The organism is Sphaerisporangium rubeum (assembly GCF_014207705.1).
GTDB lineage: Bacteria > Actinomycetota > Actinomycetes > Streptosporangiales > Streptosporangiaceae > Sphaerisporangium > Sphaerisporangium rubeum.
This window is the reverse complement of the sequence record NZ_JACHIU010000001.1, coordinates 521200-541278: the sequence shown is the minus strand read 5'-3', so window position 1 is coordinate 541278 and position 20079 is coordinate 521200. Positions and strand designations below refer to the sequence as shown.

At 69.7% G+C, this 20079-nt stretch carries 9 protein-coding genes; 7 read left to right on the top strand and 2 right to left on the bottom strand.

The window, feature by feature from the left end; all coding sequences use genetic code 11:
* Positions 1-55: 55 nt before the first annotated feature.
* A complete protein-coding gene (locus tag BJ992_RS02100; RefSeq protein WP_221474649.1) occupies positions 56-1993 on the bottom strand; it encodes a lectin in 1938 nt (645 codons plus the stop codon).
* Positions 1994-2644: 651 nt separating this feature from the next.
* Between BJ992_RS02100 and BJ992_RS32440 the strand changes: the two genes are divergently transcribed.
* From BJ992_RS32440 to pdxR, 7 genes are all read left to right on the top strand, one after another.
* Positions 2645-4111: an arabinofuranosidase catalytic domain-containing protein gene (locus BJ992_RS32440; RefSeq protein ID WP_184978271.1), complete on the top strand. Its 1467-nt coding sequence runs from the start codon at positions 2645-2647 to the stop codon at positions 4109-4111.
* A 534-nt stretch (positions 4112-4645) separates the two neighbouring features.
* Positions 4646-5602, top strand: a complete 957-nt coding sequence (locus BJ992_RS02090; RefSeq protein ID WP_184978270.1) for a hypothetical protein — start codon at positions 4646-4648, stop codon at positions 5600-5602.
* Between the two features lie 3 nt (positions 5603-5605).
* Positions 5606-9640, top strand: coding sequence for a DUF6603 domain-containing protein (locus BJ992_RS02085; RefSeq protein WP_184978269.1), 4035 nt, complete (start codon positions 5606-5608; stop codon positions 9638-9640).
* Positions 9637-11970, top strand: coding sequence for a hypothetical protein (locus BJ992_RS02080; protein ID WP_184978268.1), 2334 nt, complete (start codon positions 9637-9639; stop codon positions 11968-11970). The genes BJ992_RS02085 and BJ992_RS02080 overlap by 4 nt, the downstream gene beginning before the upstream one ends.
* Positions 11967-15722, top strand: a complete 3756-nt coding sequence (locus BJ992_RS02075; RefSeq protein WP_184978267.1) for a hypothetical protein — start codon at positions 11967-11969, stop codon at positions 15720-15722. The genes BJ992_RS02080 and BJ992_RS02075 overlap by 4 nt, the downstream gene beginning before the upstream one ends.
* A 34-nt stretch (positions 15723-15756) precedes the next feature.
* Complete coding sequence (locus tag BJ992_RS02070; RefSeq protein ID WP_184978266.1) at positions 15757-17058, top strand: hypothetical protein; 1302 nt, start codon at positions 15757-15759, stop codon at positions 17056-17058.
* A 135-nt stretch (positions 17059-17193) separates the two neighbouring features.
* A complete protein-coding gene (gene pdxR, locus BJ992_RS02065; protein ID WP_184978265.1) occupies positions 17194-18633 on the top strand; it encodes a MocR-like pyridoxine biosynthesis transcription factor PdxR in 1440 nt (479 codons plus the stop codon).
* Between the two features lie 74 nt (positions 18634-18707).
* Here the strand turns inward: pdxR and BJ992_RS02060 are convergent, their stop codons facing one another.
* The gene (locus BJ992_RS02060) at positions 18708-20063 is read right to left on the bottom strand and encodes an FAD-binding oxidoreductase (protein ID WP_184978264.1); all 1356 of its coding nucleotides are present in this window, start codon (positions 20061-20063) and stop codon (positions 18708-18710) included.
* Positions 20064-20079 lie beyond the last annotated feature (16 nt).

Here is a 20079-nt window from a genome sequence, read left to right as displayed (position 1 = left end):
GAGGGCCTGTCTCCCCGTCCTCTCGGCGGGGGACGAGGAGCGTCGCCGTACGGTGTCAGGCCCGGGTCCATTTCTGGTTGGTGCCGCCGTGGCAGGTCCAGATGTGCACCTTGGTGCCGTTGACGGTGCCGGCGCCGGACACGTCCAGGCACTTGCCGGACCCGATCGCAGTGATGGTGCCGTCGGTGTTGAGGCGCCATTTCTGGTTGTTCTGGCCGTTGCAGTCCCAGATGATCACCGCGGTGCCGTCGGCGGTGCCGCCGCCGTTGACGTCCAGGCACTTGTTGCCGTAGACCCGCAGCTCACTGGTGCCGGTGGAGGTCCAGCGCTGGTTGGCCTGGCCGTTGCAGTCCCAGATCTGCGCCGCGGCGCCGTTGGCCTGCGAGGCGCCGTTGACGTCCAGGCATCGTCCCGACCCGGTGCCTTTCAGCGCGCCGGCGCCGGCCGGTGGCTTCATGGCGCCGTTGAAGGTCAGTTTCACCACGTACGCCAGCGCCGGGTAGGGCTGGCTGGGCATGGTGATGTGCAGGCCGGTGGTGTCCTGGGTGCGGGTGGGAAGGTTGACGTAGGTGCCGGCGGTGTTGCCGATGAGCTCGGCCTTGCTCAGGTTGGACAGATCCATCCGGCCGCCGGCCAGCGAGGCGAGGTTGAGGGTGGAGCCTGGCCAGCCGAGCACGGTGGCGTACAGCACGGTGTTGTCCTTGCTGCGGGTGTAGCGGATGTCCTGCGCGGTGCCGGCCCGGGGTTCCACGAAACTGCCGCCGCCCATCTTGGTCGGCCCTTCGCCGTAGGTGGTCCAGGCGCGCGTGGCGTAGACCGATTCGCCGTTGCGCCGCAGGTAGGCGCCGATGGCGCTCAGCAGGTCCTTCTGCGGCTGTGGGACCGAACCGTCGGCTCTGGGGGAGATGTTGAGCAGCATGTTGCCGTTCTTGCTCACCCGGTCGATCAGCGCGTGGACCAGTGCGGCCGAGCTGTAGTACGTGATGGTCGGGGTGTAGGACCAGGACGGGTTGCTGACTGCGTCGTCGGTCAGCCAGTAGGGATCGCGGATGTCGGCGGGCCCGCCACGCTCGTAGTCGTACACCTCGCCGTTGGTGTTGAAGCCGTCCTTGTAGGCGGCGACGACCTCTTTGCCCCACGCGTTGGCCTGGTTGTAGTAATACGCCAGGAAATTGAGCCGCTTGGTCTCCTCGACGAGATACAGGCCGCCGTCCTGCCAGATCATGTCCGGCTGGTATTTGTCGACGACCTCCTTCAGCTTGTCGTACCACAGTTGCTGCTCCGCGGCGGAGCCGAGCTGGCCGTACAGCTTCTTCAAGGTGGTGGTCGGCTGCGAGGGCACCTGGTCGTAGTAGCCGGTGAAGTTGTACAGGTGGTGCAGGGTGACCAGGAACTTCAGGTTCTTGGCGCGGATCGCGTCGGCGAACAGCCGTACCAGGTCGAGCTTGGGCCCGCGGTCGACGGAGTTCCATTCGTTGACCTGGCTGTCCCACATGGAGAAGCCGTCGTGGTGCTCGGCGACCGGCCCGGCGAACCTGGCCCCGGAGTCGGCCACCAGCTGTGCCCACTCGGCGGGGTCGAAGTTGCCGCCCTGCGACTTGAGCTTCGGAGTGAACTGCACCCAGTTGCCGGCCTTGTCGCGCGCACCGTCGATGAAGTTGTGGTACGGCCACGCCGAGGGGTCGCCGTAGACGCTCTTGTGGTGGTTGTTCTCGTTCGAGCCGTTGATGTACATGGTGCGCGGATACCACTCGGTGCCGTACTCAGGCGTGGCGAAGGCACCCCAGTGCCAGTAGACGCCGTACTTGGCGTCCTGGAACCACTCCGGAGCGGCCGGATGCTGGTCCACCGACGTCCAGGTGGGCTCGTAGACCGCGGGGGCGGCCTGGGCCGTGCCGGCCACGGAGGGAACGGTGAGGAAGGTTCCGGCGAGCAGAGCGGTACAGGCCTGAGCGGTCCGTCTGCGTAGCCGCGACAGCTTGATGGGGGGCACGCCGGCTCCTGTCGATGGTGTTATCGATTCGGTTCGATCGCTCAGGCCACACGGTAGGGATTGGTTTTCCGCTGTCAAGATGGAAACTTTCTCGACCGGCTGTCGTGCGTACCGCACGTTGCACGCGTGCGCGAGCAACGGTGCCGGTGGCTTCGGCCTTCCAGTCGCAGGAGAGGAGGCCCCCCGTGGAGAAACGTTTCCGGAGAGGACAGCGTCTGGTGGCGACTACTGAAAGTTTCATACTCATTTGGTCGTCTGCCGGGCCGCGACTGCCCGATCATCTACCGAAGGGGAAGGCAGCGAGGCGGCCTGACAGGTCTTCCATCGTCTGACGTGCGGATTTCTGTCCGCAGTGGCTCAGATCCTCCTCCAGAGTCGCCGGAGAGCCTGCGTCCGATCCAATGGATTAACCCGCTTGGTGAGCAGATTAGTAGGCCTATTCACTCGGATCACACGGAGACGTCCATAGCCGTCCCAGCTCGTCGCGGAGGCTAGATCGCAGGCGACGAGGTCAGGGGTCACGTAAAGTGACGGTTCTTGACAGGACGTCATACGTCATATGTGCTGCACATCAACACGCACGGCTGAGAAACATAAAAGCCGGCTCGACGATACGAGCGCTGCCGACAGCCCATCATCCGAAAGGATTCGATGAACGTGAAGAGAAGGCTGAGCCGCCTCCTGGCCGCCGCAGGGATCCCGTTGTTACTCGCCGCCGCCGGCGGTTACGTGGGCTTGGATGCTCCGTCAGCCCAAGCCGCCACTACGGGACCATGTGACATCTACGCCTCGGGCGGCACGCCGTGCGTGGCGGCGCACAGCACGACGCGTGCCCTGTACGGCACCTACAACGGTCCGTTCTACCAGGTCAGACGCTCGTCGGACAACACCGCTCGCGACATCGGCGTGCTGAGCGCGGGCGGTGTGGCCGACGCCGCCGCCCAGGACGCGTTCTGCTCCGGCACCAACTGCGTCATCACCATCCTTTACGACCAGTCCGGCCGGAACAACCGCCTCGCCCAGGGGCCCGGCGGCGCCGTGCCCGGCCCCGGTCCCGGCGGATCGGACAACCTCGCCGACGCGAAGGCGGCCCCGATCACCGTCGGCGGCAAGAAGGCGTACGGCGTTTACATTTCTCCTGGAACCGGTTACCGCAACAACACCACCAACGGTGTCGCGACCGGCGACCAGCCCGAGGGCATCTACGCCGTCCTCGACGGCACGCACTACAACGGGGGGTGCTGCTTCGACTACGGAAACGCGCAGACGAACGGCCAGGCCGATGACATCGGCATCATGGAGACCATCTACTTCGGCAACAACAACTGGTGGGGCTACGGGGACGGTAGCGGCCCCTGGATCATGGCGGACATGGAGTGGGGACTCTTCTCCGGAGTGAACCCGCGGTACAACCCCCTGGCACCCATCAACCACCGCTTCGTGACCGCCATCGTCAAAGGCGAGTCAAACCACTGGGCGATCCGGGGCGGGAACGCGCAGACGGGCGGCCTCACGAACTACTTCGACGGACGGCGCCCCAACGGCTACCACCCGATGAAGAAGGAAGGCGCCATCCTGCTCGGCATCGGCGGCGACAACAGCAACGGCGCACGCGGCACCTTCTACGAGGGCGTGCTGACCTCGGGCTATCCGACGGCCGACACCGAGAACGCCGTACAGGCCAATATCACCGCCGCCGGCTACGCGGCGAGTGGCGGCAACCCGCAGCAAGGCGTCCAGATCGTCGGCGGCCAGTCCGGCCGCTGCGTCGACGTGCCGAACTCTCGCACCACCAACGGCACCCAGGTGCAGATCTGGGACTGCGGCAGCGGCGCCAACCAGCGCTGGACCAGCACCTCCAGCAGGCAGCTCCAGGTGTACGGCAACAAGTGCCTGGACGCCAACGGTCAGGGCACCGCCAACGGCACCCAGGTGATCATCTGGGACTGCAACGGCGGAACCAACCAGCAATGGAACATCAACAGCAACGGCACCATCACCGGAGTCCAGTCCGGACGATGCCTCGACGCCAACGCCGCCGGAACCGCCAACGGCACCAAACTCATCCTCTGGTCCTGCAACGGCCAAGCCAACCAGCGATGGACCCTGCGCGACTGACCCGTCTCCCCGGCGTCGCCGATCCAAACGGCTCTCCGGACAAGTCCTTCGCAGCGGTTCGACCACGCCGCCGTGTTCGACTCCCTGGGGTCGGGCAGTGACCAGCGATCTGGTGTCGTGGTCTTGGGGGTCGGCGCTTGCCGGCGTCCTTGCTGAACGGTGTGCCTTTTATGTGAGCGGTCGCATGTCCTTAACGTCATCCAGAGGCATAACGCAGCACGGCGGCGAAGGTCGCGCAATACCTGCCGGCTGTTCGGATGGGTCAGATTTGGATCGTGACAGGCCTTCGCATAGGCCGTAGAATATCGGATGCCCGGGCCGGGCTGACGTGATGGCAAGTATCTGCTTACCTGCTCGGCGGGCTTCCGGTGGAAGCATTGTGCTGGTGCGGCGGGAATGGCACAGTCCTTGGGGAGCCGGGCTGCCGTTGAAAAAAGCTCCAGCGTTCCACGTGTACATGAGCGTGATGCCTCCATGGGTCTCGTGTGCTGTTTGCTGTGGACATTCGAGGGATCGATCAGAGGGAGCTGTGCGGTGGCCCCTGCGGGTGACGGCGCCATCCGGGAGACGAACTCGCTCAACTTGGCGGACGGGAGTGCGCCTAGCCATGACCAGTATCTTGGCCTGATCAAGTACATGCGGGGGCAGTACAACGGCTATGACGTCAATGGCTGTGACAGGTGCAAGAAGAATGACTCCTGTACTGTTAGTGCGTGTTTTCTCCGCGTTGACGTCGTGCTGGACGAGGAGAAATCGATACAGTTTTACCTCACGAAGCGTGATCTGTATCTGAGGGGGTGGACGATCGACGATCCCCCTCTCGGCGGTAATGGGACCACTTACGTGGCGGCCAGCAAGGACAATGACAGCAAGGACCTCGCCACGGTGCCCTCGGGGCTGGGGAGAATCGTGGAGGCGGACCGTATCCCTATCGAGCACGGGCGATTCACGCAGCAGGCGAAGGATCCGGCGGAGCCGTTCAGGTCGGTGAATCGGTGGATCATCGGGAGCCAATTGGAGGAGGGGCTCCACCGGTATTCGAAGGAGTTGCTCGCCTACCGGGCCGATCCGCGGAAGAACAAGAAGCCGGGCTCGGCGAAGGTCGACGAGGCCTGTAAGGCGTTTGACGCGGTGGCCTACGTGACGGCGGAGATGGCGCGGTTCGAGCCGTACTGCATGAGCTTCTCGCTGGCCTGGAACGCGGGAGGGTGGGACGGGTTTCCCCGTTCGGGTGGGTCCGCGGCCGGCGCTTCAGGTGGAGACGTGCGCCACGACCTTCCGCACTTCTGCGCCGCGGTCAACGAGTGGAGCAAGCTCTCCCAGCTCATCCGGGACGGCAAGGGGACGGTGGACATCGGCGGCGGTAAGTCGCTTTCCGTGCAGAACGCCAAGGACATGATCGGTGGAGGGGTGTTGTGCCGTCCCGGCATCACCACACCGGACGCCTCCTCGTCCGGCGGGAAGCAGGGCAAGAGGCAGGTCAGGAGGTGAGGCATGGGTGAGGGGCGGTCCGGCGGGGAGGATTCCGCCGATCTCGGTGCGGTGAAGGCGTCCTTCCTCGGTTCGGGTGATCCACCGAGGTTGAGTGCCGCGGACACCGCGCTTCCGGTGCGGTTGCGCGACATGCTTGGCACGTTCCCGGATGGCGCCTGCCAGGGGGTGGCCGGTTCGGGACAGGCGGTGATGGACGAGAAGCGGACGACGCTGACGCTCTCCCTGACGTGCGTGTCGTTTCCCTGGCCGGCCGGCGCGAGCGTGACCGTCGCGGTGACGGGTGTGACGGCGGCGGTGACGGACGAGGGTGTCGTGACGCTCACCCTGAGTGGAACGTTCGACGAGGTCGAGGTGACCTCGACGATGACCGCGGCCGGGGCCGGACGGCTGACGGTCGCGGTGCGGCCGGTCCGGCCGGGTGCCTTCGGCGGAGAGTTGGAGAGGCTCGGCAGGCGCTTCGCCGGTGACGTGTGGCAGAGCGCGCAGGACGGGATGAGCGAGTTCGGGTTCGACCCCCGGGAGGTCGCCGGTTTCGACTTCCGCCTGGTGAAGGACCGATCGGCCGGCCTCTACGATCTGTCGTCGGTGGCGGTGGTGGCCGCGCTCGACCTCAAGGGGCTGCCGCTGCGGATCGCGTTGTGGCTTCCCGATCTGCGCGTCACCGGTTCGCTCCGCGACGACACGCCGATCGGCGTCCGGTCACTGCTGGAGTCGTTCGGGATCCCCTCCGGTGAGGTGCCGGAGGAGCTGGCCGTCAGCGACCTGTCGTTCGCCGCGGCCCTCGGACATGCCTACATGGTCCGGACGAAGGTCACCGGTCTGTGGTCGCTCGGTCCCTTCGAGATCGCTTCCCTGTCCATGGAACTGTCCTACGACCCCGTCGAGACGTTCGTGGTCAACGTCGCGGGCACCGTGGCGATCGGCTCGTCCTTCGGCATCGATGTCTTCGCCGCCAAAGGCTTCGGCAAGGGCGGCTGGTCCTTCCGGGGCGGTCTGCCGGCCGGTGCGGACCTCGGCATGGCGGAGGTGACCGCGGCCTTCGGCCTGCCGGACGTGCCTGAGCCGATCAAGAGCCTGGAGCTGACCAGCCTGTGGGTCTCCTGCGCCACCGTCGCCGGTGCGAGCGTCTTCGACCTCATGGTGCAGGGCGACATGATGATCACCGAAGAGATCCGGGCCTCCCTCGGGGTGACGGTCACCCGGGACGGTTCGGGTACCCGGTACGCGGGGACGCTGGACATCGCCGGCTACGACTTCGAGGTCGTGTTCGACGAGGACGGGTCCGGCGACGAGGTGGTCGCCGCGACGTTCCGCGGCGGCGACGATGGCGTCGAGATCGTGCTGCGGGACCTGGTCGCGCACTTCTCGGACGACCTGGCGGCGGACGTCCCCGAGAGTCTGCGGATCGACCTGAAGGACGCCAAGTTCGTCCGGGTGAGACCCGCCGGCGGCCCGGCGCGGTTCTGTGTCGGGGTCGACCTGTCGGCGTCCATCGACCTTTCCCGGCTTCCCCTGGTCGGCGGGTTCCTGTCGCAGGTGGGGACGTTGAACGTGGAGAACCTGCAGGTCCTCTACAGCTCCGCCGACTTCACGGCCCAGGCCGTCACGTCGGTCAACGGGCTGCTCGGGCAGGCGCGGGTGGTGCCTCTGCCGGCGGCCGGGCTGAAAGCGGGTGTGGCGGCCCTGGCGGAGCTGAAGGCCGGGAACGAGACCACACCGGTCGCCCTCGGTGTGCCCTCGACGACCACGCCGGCCCCCACGGGGAACGCGCGGTCCAGCACCCCCGCGGTGCCGGCCGATGGCGCGCCGGCCTCCACCGTCCACTGGATCTCGGTGCAGAAGAAGCTCGGCGTCGTCCAGATCAACCGGGTGGGGGTGATGTACCAGCACAATGTGCTCCTCTTCGCGCTGGACGCCGCGGTCGCGCTCGGGCCGCTGTCCCTGTCGTTCGACGGGCTGGCGGTCGGCTCACCGCTGGACAGGTTCGCCCCGACGTTCGACCTCTCCGGGCTCGGCGTGGCCTACAACGCTCCACCGGTGGAGATCTCCGGTGCCTTGCTGCACCTGCCCGCCGACCGGCTCGCCCCCGATGTGGCGTTCCAGTACGACGGCACGGCGACGCTCGTGCTGCCGAACTACTCCCTGGCGGCCATCGGCTCCTACGCGCAGCTGAAGGACGGCGAGCCCTCGCTGTTCATCTTCGCCCAGCTCGAAGGGACGTTGCTGGAGCTGCCGCCGATCCTGGTCACCGGGCTGATGGCCGGGTTCGGCTACAACCGGGAGCTGGCCCTGCCCGCCGCCACGGAGGTGTCCGGCTTCCCGCTGCTGACCCTGAACAAGCAGGGGCCGGACCCGGCAGGGAACAGGCCCTCCCGTGTGCTGGACGTCCTGGAGGGACGTGAGCCGGCCGTCGCCGGTGGCCGGCCGCGGCAGTGGATCTCGCCGCGGCAGGGCTCGTACTGGCTGGCACTGGGGGTGGAGTTCACCTTGGCCAAGGTGGTGAACGCCAAGGTGCTGCTCGCGGCGGAGTTCGGCCAGGAACTGGTGCTCGCCCTGCTGGGGACCGCGATCCTCCAACTGCCGCTGCCCGCCGAGTCCGCCACCCGCACCTACGTCTACGCCGAACTTGGCCTGGAAGCCGTCCTCCGGCCCGCCAAGGGCAGCTTCGAACTGACCGCGCAACTGTCCCCGGCCTCGTACGTGCTGACCCGCGACTGCCATCTCACCGGGGGGTTCGCCTGCGCGGTGTGGTTCGGGTCGAACCCGAACGCCGGACAGTTCGTGGTCACGCTCGGCGGCTACCATCCGGCCTTCCAGCGGCCCGCCTACTACCCGGTGGTACCGCGGCTGAGCGTCGACTGGTCGGTCAGCGGCAACGTGTCGATCACCGCGCAGGCGTACCTGGCGGTGACGCCGTCGTGCGCGATGGCGGGAGCGATGCTCAGCGCCGTCTACCAGGGTGGCGGCGTCCGTGCGTGGTTCACGGCGAACGCGGACCTGCTGCTGTCGTGGCGGCCGTTCTGGTTCACCGCCGATATCTCGGTGAGCGTCGGAGCCTCGTACACCGCCGACTTCTTGTTCGTCCACAAGACCGTCAGCGTGTCGGTCGGCGCCGACCTCGACCTGTGGGGACCACCCGTGGGTGGCACGGTCACCGTCCACATCGTGTGCTTCAGCATCACGGTCCGTTTCGGCCACGGACGGCCCGGGGCCGGGGACAAGACGCTGGGATGGTCCGAGTTCGCCGCCATGTTGCCGAAACCGGAGGAGATGGTCACCGTCGCGGCGGTCAGCGGCCTGGACAAGACCATGGACGACCCGGCAGGCGGCGGCACGGTGTGGCTGGTCCGCGCACGCGACCTGCGTTTCTTCACGCAGGCCGCGATCCCCGCCAGCCATCTGCGCGCAGGGGACGCGCCGCTGGCCTCCCCCGAGCCCGGTGACGGACCCCTGGTCGATGTGCGTCCCATGAATCGCGGCGGACTGATCGGCGAGCACCGCCTGAAGCTCTACTTCGAGAACGCGCCGGCGCCGACCGACGGCTGGACGCTGACGGCCCGCACCAGGAACGTGCCCGCGTCGCTGTGGGGAGCCACACCCACCTCGTCGCGGGACCCGGCCGACATGGTCGAAGCGGTGCTCGAAAAGATCATGGAAAGGCCCACCGCCGAGGTGGTCCCCGACCGGCCGGTCGGTTTCGACGTCCAGGCGCCACGGCCACAGCTGGCCCCGTCGCGCGGGGTCTTCCCGCTCAGCGAGTACAGCGAGGACGAACTCCAGCCCGGTCTCTCACCGCTGCCCCGGCAACCCACCGCCGACGGCGACTTCGCCTTCACCTCCGAGCCGTCGTGCGTGGACCTCATCGGCCGCGCCGACCGCGGGGACGCCAGGAACGGCCGCGACCAGGTGTACGCGGCCCTGGCCGACGCCAAGCTGTTCACCGGCCCCAACGACTCCCTGGCCGATCTGGCGGGCAACGCCGGCCACCTGTTCGGCCAGGCCCCCATGACCCAGGACGCGGGGAGCCGGACGTGAGCCCGAGCCCGCCGCACCCCGCCCGCGACACGATTCCCGTCGGGGACATCGAACTGCACGACAACTACCTGCCCGCCCTGCCCGCGGGTGACCACCGCGTCGAGGTCACCCACACGCTGTGGACCGGCGGCGGGAAAACCTTCACGGCCGTTCAGCGGTTCACCGTCCGCGGCCCTCAGGTGGCGATCGACACCGCCGCGGTCGTCGCCAAGCAGCCGCCGGACGCCTCCAGCGGCCTGTACGCCGAGGTCCTGCCGCACCTGGTCCTCGGCGACCCCATGCTGCCGTGGGAACGGGCCGTACGCGGCGCCCCGGCGGGCACCCCCTGGCTGGCGCTGCTGGTGCTCACCGACGACCAGCTCGTCGGCGGCACCACCGCACCCACCCGCACCATCACCGGCACGGTCGGTGACTTCCTCGCCGGCGACCCGGCCGTGCTCAAACCCGAGCTCGCCGTGGAAGCCGACATCGGTGACACCGATCCCTGCGCGTACATCCAGGTCGCGGCCACCGAGTTCCACGCGGTGGCGCCCCGCCTCGAGGAGCTGCGGTTCTGGACGCACTGCCGGGGGGCCAACACCGGGGACCGGGCCATCCTCGGCCTCAAGGAGGACGGGCTGTTCGCCGTCGTCGTCGCGAACCGCTTCCCTGCCACCGCCGGCTCCACCGCGGCCACCAAGAACATCGTGCACCTGGTCTCCCTGGAAGGCCACGAGAAGATCCTCGTGGACGACCCCGACTTCCAGGGCCGTACGTCGGTGGCGCTGCTGTCCCTCGCGAGCTGGTCGTTCTGGGCCTACCCCGACCGGCAGGCCGACTTCGCCGACCTCGCGGAGGGGCTCACCCGCACCCCGGACGGCGACCAGGCCGGCCGCGACGAGATGTGGCTGCGGCTCGCCTCGCCGTACCAGGACACCGACGGCACCCCGGCCCCGCGGCGGCAGGTGGCCAGGCGGCTCAACGACGGCTACCTGCCGCTGCCGTACCTGACCCGCTCAGGCGAGGCCACCTACGCCTGGTACCGGGGGCCGCTCACCCCCGTCCTGCCCGTGGCCACCGCACAGGCGGCGCGGGCCACCACCGCCGACGCGCTCATCGGCTACGACCCCGCCTGGGGCACTTTCGACATGTCCCTGGCCACCGCGTTCGAGACCGGCCGTGCGCTCGCCGTGGCCGACGCCGCCTTCGCCCAGCACCTGCTGGAGCTCAAACACGCCGCACGGCACCTCGTCGACACCCTGTACCACCAGGCCACGAGCACCCACCTGCCGCAGGACGGCGACGGGCCGGACACCGCGCGTGCGGCGTTCGGCCTGCTCCTCGGCGGCGACCTGCTCACCGCGCTCGGCACGCCACCGGCCAGGCCCACCGCCCCGTGGTCGCCGCCGGCGCCGGCCGCGCCACCGGCCGACCCCACTCAGGCCCTGGACGACTTCCTCCGGTCCGACGCCACCCGCGAAGCCCTCACCGGCGCGCTCGCCGACGGCGACGGGCTCAAGGAACACCTCACCCCCGTCGCGCGGTGGCTCGGCAGGCTGATGCTGCTCCACCCCGTGCCGTTCACCCACCTGGTGCCCGACGAGCGGTTGTTGCCGCAGGAGTCGCTGCGTTTCTTCCACGTCGACCCGAGCTGGCTGGACGCACTGGTCTCCGGCGCATTCAGCATCGGCGCGCAGTCCAGCCGGGACACCCTCCAGGACCAGATCGTGGCCGACGCCGTACGGTCGGCGGCGGCCCGTACCGCGGCGGCGCACCGCGACACGCTCCGCGGCGACACATCCGGCGATCCGGACGCCGCCACCGGCGCACCCACGGAGGCCGGGGACGGCCTGGGGCCCGTCACCGGCCTGCTGCTGCGTTCGGCGCTGGTCTCCGGCTGGCCGAACCTGGCCGTCCGCGCCGCCGCCCCGGACGGCACGCCGCTGCCGGTGCTGCGTATGGACCACCTGGCACCCACCGTGCTGCTGTGCCTGTTCGGCGGCCTGCCCGCGATGGTCGAGCTCCGCGAACCCCAGGAAGGTTTCCGGTTCGGCGTCGAGGACCACGGCGTGATCCCGCTGCGCAACATGCTGCCGCCGGACTCACCCACCGGCCGGCGACTCGGCGAACAGCTCGGCGCCGACGTCACCTTCCCCGTCCTGGACCACCTGAGGACGGGGACCGGCGGCCGGGTCCTGGACATCGGCTCGCTCATCCCCGCGTTGACGGCCGCGCTGGAGACCGCGCACGGCACCACGCTCGGCCCCATCGGTCCCGCCGACCTGGCCATGCAGATGGTCAAGGTCCCCGAGGCCGTCCACTTCACCGGCCCGGACGGAGACCGGCGATGACCACCCGGCCCACGCTCGTCGTGCCCGTCGGCCTGGACGCACTCGTGGTCAACACCGCCCTGCGGGGCCGGGACGGCTTCCGTACCTGGCAGCACAACTACCAGGCGCTGAACGACCACATGAGCCCGGAGCCCGACGAGGGCGACCGGGAGAGCAACGCGAAGGTGCACAACCACACCGGCGTGCATCTGCACTGGACGTTGCCCCGGGGGCTGCGCCACGGCGTCCAGGACCCGCGCACCGGGGAGATCAGCTATCCGCTGGTGCCCAACCGGTGGCTGGTGGTCCGCTTCAGTGGCACCACCACCCGCCGCGCCACGGCGTGGGTGGTCGAGAGCGACTGCCCCTACAGCGGCACCGCCTACCGCGACGGTCACCCCTATGACAGGTCGAGCACCTATCTGGTGTCCGACGCCACCCTGCAGGCCTGGCGGTCCAGCGCCGACCCCTACCGCAACACCATGGCGTCCGGCACCCACCAGGTCCTCATCGGGCTCGCCTTCCCGCTCACCGGCACCACACCCTGGACCGAACGCGCCGCACGCGACCCGCTGTACGTGACCGCCATGGCCACCGGCGACCCGTACTTCACCACCTACACGCCGCACAACAGCAACGTCTTCTCGTTCCTCGACGACCTGTCCGACGTCACGACGGCCGACACGCTCGGCTACCAGGTCGTCGGCTGGTACTCCGACCCCGGTGCCGACGTCCTCGCCACCCTCCCGTCCGGCACCTCCTACGCCGGCCGTCTCGCCGACCTCGGCTGGCAGGACCCCCGCCTGTCCGGCGACCCGGACAAGGACGCCGCGGTCGCCCCCGCCACCCGCAGTCTCTACTCCGGTACGGTCCTGACCGTCGCCTGGGACCCGGACGCCACTTCGGCACCCGCCCCCGACCCCCTGGACACCATTCAGGACAACGGCAGGCTCAACATCGCCGTCGGCGACACCACCGAGGACGCCTTCACCGCGCTCGCCGGCCGCACCCTGCACGCCGGCGGCGCCTCCCCCTCCGCCTCGGACCTGCAACTGCTGCGTGCCTTCCTGCACAACGTCCTCGACGTGGCCGACGAGAAGGGTGGCGACGCGCGGGTACGCCGCCACATCAACGACGCGTCGTTCGGCGCATCGGCCGGGGGCCACCACTGGACGGTGACACCACCCCCCGCCGACACGGCCGATCCGGCGTCGGCACCCGCGCCTTTCACCCCTCCGGCCTGGCTGGCCACCCTGAACGACGACCAGCGCCGGCTGGACGAGCAGCTCGGCGAGTTGTACGTCCACCAGTGGCGGCTGAACGCCTTGTGGCTGAAGTACGGCCTGACCGACGCGTTGTCCCCGCGTCCCGGCGACGCGCCGGACCCCGAGCGGATGCGGCAGGAACTGGACCAGGACCGGGAGGGCTCACTCGCCCACACGGTGCGCACCCTGACCGTCCAGGTGCGGGACCTGGCCGCGAAGGTCCCCCAGCCCGACCTCACCGGCTCCTACGCGGGTGACGACGACGCCTTCCTCGCCGGGATCGGCGCCTTCGCGGCGGCGAAGGGGCTCACCGGGGGTGCCACGCTCAAGGCCGTCCCCCGTCGCCCGTACTGGCAGAGCAACAACCCCGTGGTCAGCCTGTCCGGTCTCCTGCCGCCGGCCGACACCGCCGTCGCAGGCCGGCCGACCCTCGTACGGCCGCTCACCGGCGACGGCCCCTCGCCCCTGGTCGGCGCCGTCACGGTCGCGGGCACGGCGATCACCGCGACCCCCGGCAACCGGCCGATGCCCGCCGTCCCCGGCCTTTCCGCGCTGCCGCCGGAGATCCCCGCGCTGCTCGCGGAGTACTTCCTGCTGGACCCGGGCAACGCCCCCGCGCTGGCCGCGGCCGGCGGCCTGCCGGTGGACGACGTGCGCGCCACCATCACCGCGCACCGCCCCGCCGACTACACCGGCACCCTGCCCGCGCTGGGCCTGGATCCCTGGACCCAGCCCTGGGAGCCGCTGATCATGGAGTGGAAGGTCGCCTACCGCCACATCCCCTACGCCGTGGGCACCCAGCGCTGCTGGGCCTTCGACGGCACCGGCCACCGCTACACCGGCGCGGCCGGCGTCACCCCGGACCCGGTCACCGTCACCGGCATGTCAGGCCTCGGCCCCCACCCCCGCTCGCTGTTCGCCGCCCGGTTGACGGAGTTCGTCTCTCATCACGGCACCGAGGAGCAGCGCGGTCGACTCGACGCCTGGCTGACATCGATCGGCGACTGGGCTTTCCTCGCCCAGGAACTCACCGGCTTCAACGAACGGCTGGCCGCGCGCGACACCCGCGCCTTCCGCCGTCCCACGACCGGCGACCCCGACCACCCGCACATCGCCGGACTGGCCGGCTACCCCGACGCCGCCACCGGCGACGGACTGCCCGCCCGCTACCGGGGCCGGGTCACCAGCGTCCCGTACCTCCCCGGAGGCACCAGCGCTCCCTTCCACGAGATGCGGCAGGGGCAGATCCACGTCGAGGAGCTCTTCCTCTACGACAAGTTCGGCCGTGTCCTCGACGTGGTCAGCCCCGACACCGAAGGCGGCGGGCTGCACGACTACCGCAACTTCCCCCTCGTCGTCGACACCCCGCTGACCGCCGTGACCTCGCTCACCCCCACGATCGCGGCCGTGGCCGAGCTGCCGCCCCGCCCCCTCCAGCCCGCCCGGCTCGACTTCGACCTCCTCGACGCGCGGACCGGCACCCGCGTCGTGCGCACCGCGGCGGACCCGAGCCCCATCGGCGGCTGGCTCCTTCCCAACCATCTCGACCACAGCCTGCTGCTGTACGACCCGGCGGGCCGCCTGCTCGGCACCTACCGCCTGCTCACCGGCTCCCAGGGGCGGCGCACCGGCCAGTGGGAGCCGCCGCCTGACGGCACCGTCACCACCTTGGACCAGGTCGCGGGGCTCGCGCCTCTGGTCGCGGGTCTGATCGGTTCACCCGGTCTCGCCGCGGAGGCCGGTTTCACGGCCTTCCTCGACGTCATCGACTCCACCCTGTGGACCACGGAACCACTCGGCCAGCGCGCCGACCAGAACCTGAGTCTCCTCGTCGGACGGCCCCTGGCTCTCGTCCCCGCACAGCTCCGGCTGGCCCTCCAGGGACCACCCCTGGGTGACACCGGCTGGGCCGCCACCCTCGGCCCGCCACCCCCTGCCTTCACCGCCGACCGGTTCCCCGTCCGCCTCGGCGACCAGGCCGCCCGCGACGACGGCCTCATCGGCTACTTCACCGCCGGCGACGCGGCCGCCTACCGGTACGACAGGTTCCACAGCGTCACCGCTCCCGATGACGGGCAGGACCACGTCCGGCAGATCGGCCCCCTCGGCCCCGCCGGTGACTACCCCGAGCTGACCTTCGGCGACCTCGCCCCCACCCGGTTGCTCCTGCTCGTCGACCCGCGCGCCGCCGTCCACGCCACCAGCGGAATCACCCCCACCGCCGCCGTCACCGTGCCGCCAGGACACGTGGACGACGCGCTACGCCACATGCAGGCGCTCTTCCGGTTCGGTCCCGTCCTCACCACCGAACACGCCGCGACCCTGGTCTTCCCCCGGCCGGCCGAGAGACGCGGCACCTGGTCCTGGCTGCGGCCCGCACCGGGACAGGCGCCGTGGACACCGTACGAGCTGACCCCGGCACTGCCGGACGCGCGGTTCCCCGACAGCCCCGCCACCCTCGAGGACGGCATGCTCCGCCTCCTCACCGAACCGGAACAGGACCACTAGCCGCATCCCTCCCTCACCCCGAGGAGACCCCGCGGTGGGACCAGCGGTCCCCTGCACCCCACCCCTCGTCCACAAGGAGATCTTCCTCATGTCAGGCCCCAACCTGCTGCATTACAGCACCACCACCACCCCGGCCACGCTTGAGGCCGGCACACCCGAGAAGCCCGCCCCCGCCCGTATCGACCTGACCGTCTCCAGTCCGTCCGGCCAGCAGATCTACTGCCAGAAGATCGACATCGCCGTCCCGGCCGGCACACCGGAAGGCGCGTACTTCACCGAGAAACCCAAGGGCGAGGTCATCGGCGGCAACTGGAGTCCCCTGTCGTTCCAGATGAAGACCGGCCAGGAACTCGGCCTCGCCACCGGCACGAGCTACTACCAGCTCATCTTCGAGCCACCCATCCCCGAGTTCGAGCTCGTCAACGAGCCGTTGCAGTTCCGCGTCAGCGGCACGCTCGCCGCCAGTGGCGGCAGCGGACTCAACTGCTTCATCACCGAATATTCGGACACAACCAGCGGCTCGTCCAAGCGCAGGGACCCGCTGGCGCTCTCCCTGCCTACCGTCGAGCCCGTCTTCTACCTGCACAACTTCCTGTCCACCGCCCCGGACAAGCCCACCGTTCCCCGGACGAGGTTCAACGCCGGCGACACCGTCCGCTTCTCCTGGGAGAGCAACGGCAGCTATTTCCAGCTCTACGACGGCGACGGCACGACCCTCTACGAAGGGCCCGGCACTTTCTGCACCGTCCCCCAAGGCAAGATCGTCAATGACACCACTTTCACCCTGAAAGCGGTGGCGACCTCCGGAACCCAGCAGTCCGACGACTCCACGCCGGCCTACCGGTACGCGACCCTCACCGTCACCATCACCAACCCCACCCTGAGCGGCCTGACCAGCACCGGGGACATCGCGGCCAAGTCACGGCTCGCTGTGGACGGCCAGATGACCGCCAACGGCGGCCTCACCGTGAATCAGCTTCTCACCGCGAACGACGAGGTCAGCGTGCGACGGCTCCTCACGGCCGACAGCGGCCTCACCACGAACGGCACCCTCAACGCCAACGGCTCCCTCTATGTCAGCAACCAGCTCTCCGCCAACGGCGGCCTCTCCGTGGACGGTCACCTCTCCGTGGACGGCACCCTCGACGTCAGGGACAAACTCACCGCCAACGGCGGCCTCACCGTCGAGGACGACTGCCAGATCAACACGCACCTCCACGCCAACAGCGACCTGACCGTCTACTGGGGTCCCTACAAGAAGATCACCACAGGTTCTTACAACGGCCTCTACGTGAACTACGACCTCAACGTCGCCGGCGCGATCCACAAACTCTAGACAGGGCGGACCGGGGGGTGCGGGGCCGCGAGTTCGTGGGGGGAGCGGGCCGGATCCAGCCGGCCAGGCTGAAGACGAGGTCCGGTCCGTCAGGGACTTGGTAGGAATCGGTGCACGCCGATAAGGTCCGGTCACATGGGCCGATCGAGGGCCAGGTCAGGGCCGGCTGAGGACCTGCTCATCGAGCTGGACCGTGATGCCGGGGTGCCGCTGCACCGGCAGATCGAGGCGTCCATCCGCGCCGGCATCCGGGCCGGTCGGCTACGAGCGGGTGCGTCGCTGCCACCTACGCGCACGCTCGCGACCGGCCTCGGGGTCTCCCGCGGGGTGGTCGTGGAGGCGTATCAGCAGCTTGTGGCCGAGGGCTACCTTGCCAGTCGGCCGGGTGGTTACACCCAGGTCGCCGCGTCGATGCCGCCTGCCGCCGCGAGTGCCGGGCCGGTGGCATCGGTGGTGCGGCCGGTCGTGCGCGGAGCCGGGGTCAGGGTCGACTTCGGGTACGGACGCACCGATGTGTCGCGGTTCCCGCGGGCCGCCTGGCTGCGCTCGGTCCGTACCGTGCTCACCACCACCCCCAACGAACGGTTCGCCTACCTCGACGGACGTGGTGTGCCGGAACTGCACGACGCACTGTGCGACTACCTCAACCGGGTGCGCGGCACGTCGGCCGTGCCGGGGAACATGGTGATCTGCAGCGGGTATGGGCAAGGCATCTCGCTGCTGATCCAGGTGCTCGTCCGGCGCGGCGCCAGGCGGATCGCCCTGGAGGACCCCTCGTCCAACGACGACGCTCGGGTGGTGGCCGGCGCCGCTGGTCTGGACGTGGTCGGCATCCCGGTGGGCCGGGACGGTGTGCGGGTCGATGCGCTTCGTCGGGCCGACGCCGACGCGGTGGTGCTCACGCCGTCGCATCAGTGGCCGACCGGGGGGGTGTTGTCGGCTGCGGCGAGGGCCGAGGTGATTGATTGGGCGAGGCGCCGTGGCGCGCTGGTGGTCGAGGACGATTACGATGCGGAGTACCGGTATGACCGGTCGCCGGTGGGGGCCATGCAGGGTCTGGCGCCTGATCATGTCGTCTACTGCGGTACGGCCAGCAAGACGCTCGCGCCGGGGTTGCGGCTCGGCTGGCTGGTGGTGCCTCCGCGGTTGGTCTCCGAGGTCGCCGCGGCGAAGGTGCTCGCCGACCGTGGTTCGCCGGTCATCGACCAGCTGGCGTTCGCCGACTTCCTCGCGCGCGGCGAGTTCGACCGCCACCTGCGCCGGATGCGTCCGGTGTACCGCCGTCGCCGCGACGCGCTGCTGGACGCGCTGCGCACCCATCTGCCCGACCTGGAACCGGCCGGGATCGCCGCCGGACAGCATGTGGTCGCCTGGCTCCCGCCCGGCCTCGACGAGACGGAGGTGGTGGCGGCCGCCGCGCGGCACGGGCTCGGCATACACGGCGTCGGGCCGTACCGGATCGCCGGCACCGGACCGGGTGGTCTCATCTTCGGCTACGCCATCCTCGGCGAGACCGCCATCGCCGAGGGGGTCGCGCTGCTGGCGACGGCCATCCGCGAGATGCGGAGAGTCTGATCGCGCTCAGCCGGCGGCCATCCGGGTGATACGGGGAGTCCGATCGCGCTCAGCCGGCGGCACATCCAGGCGCGTCAGTGTGCCGGGGGGATGTTCTGGTTCAGGTGGAACACGTTGGCCGGGTCGTACGCGGTCTTCAGTGCGGTCAGCCGGGCCAGCTTCGCGGCCGAGTAGGCCCGCTCCACGCCGCGTCGTCCGTCGGCCAGTTCGTCGACGGTCAGCGAGTTGACGTACACCCCGCTCGCGTACGGTTCGAGCGACGCGCCGGCGGCGCGGGCGGCACCCATCCTCGTGTCGTCCTCGGCCGGGTCGGTCCAGCGAGCGCCGGCGCCGAACTCGAACATCGTGCCGCGGTGGCTGAACGCCGCGTCCGCCTCGGGGACGTCGGCGATCGCGCCGCCGTGCGCCTGCAGGCCGACGCTCGGCAGGTACGGGTTCGCGCTCAGGTCGGCGCCGCCGCGCAGCAGGAACGCCTCGATCGCCGCGGTGGGGAATCGCCGCAGGTAATGCGCCTTGGAGTAGCGGCGGTAGGTGTGGCCGCCGGTGGAGTCGTCACGTCGCTGGAGTTCGAGGTACGACGGTGTGGTGACGCGCGACCCTATGGGACGGCCGAGCCCCCGCATCTCAGGAAGTAACCGGCTGCCTTCGGCCGGGTCGCCGACCCACACGAACCCCACCGTGGCGATGGGACCGGCGGGACCGCTGCCGACATCGGCGGTGAAGGTCGCCTGCCGTGGCGCGACCGCGTTCAGGTCGCGCCAGCCCTCGACGACCGGGACGGCGTCCTCGGCGCGGAAGTCGAACTCGGCGACCAGTGTCCGCGTGCCGGTGCGATGCAACTGGAACTCGAACTCGGTGACGATGCCGAAGTTGCCGCCACCGCCACGCAGCCCCCAGAACAGGTCGGGGTTCTCGGTGCGGCTCGCCGTCACCACATCCCCCTCCGCGGTGACCATGGTGTAGGAGATGACGTTGTCGCAGGCCAGTCCGTGCTGACGTGCCAGCCAGCCCATGCCGCCGCCGAGCGTGAGCCCGCCGACACCGGTGTGCGAGACGTTGCCGGCGGTGGTGGCCAGGCCGTACGCCTGCGACGCAAGGTCCAGCGAGCCGAGCAGCGCGCCGCCCTGCACCCGAGCCCGGCGGCGAACCGGATCGATCCGCACACCTCCCATGAGCGTCAGATCGATCATGAGCCCACCGTCCGGCACGGCGAACCCGGCGACGTTGTGGCCACCGCAGCGCACGCCGATCTCCAGGTCCAACTCCCTGGCCATCCGCACGGCGGCCACGACGTCGGCGGCACCCGCCGCACGGACGATCATCCGTGGATACCGGTCGACCATGGCGTTCCAGACGGTACGTGCGGCGTCGTAGCCGATGTCGCCGGGGGTGAGGAGCCGGCCGTCGAAGCCGGTCGCTGTCGTTGTCATGTCACTCACACTGACA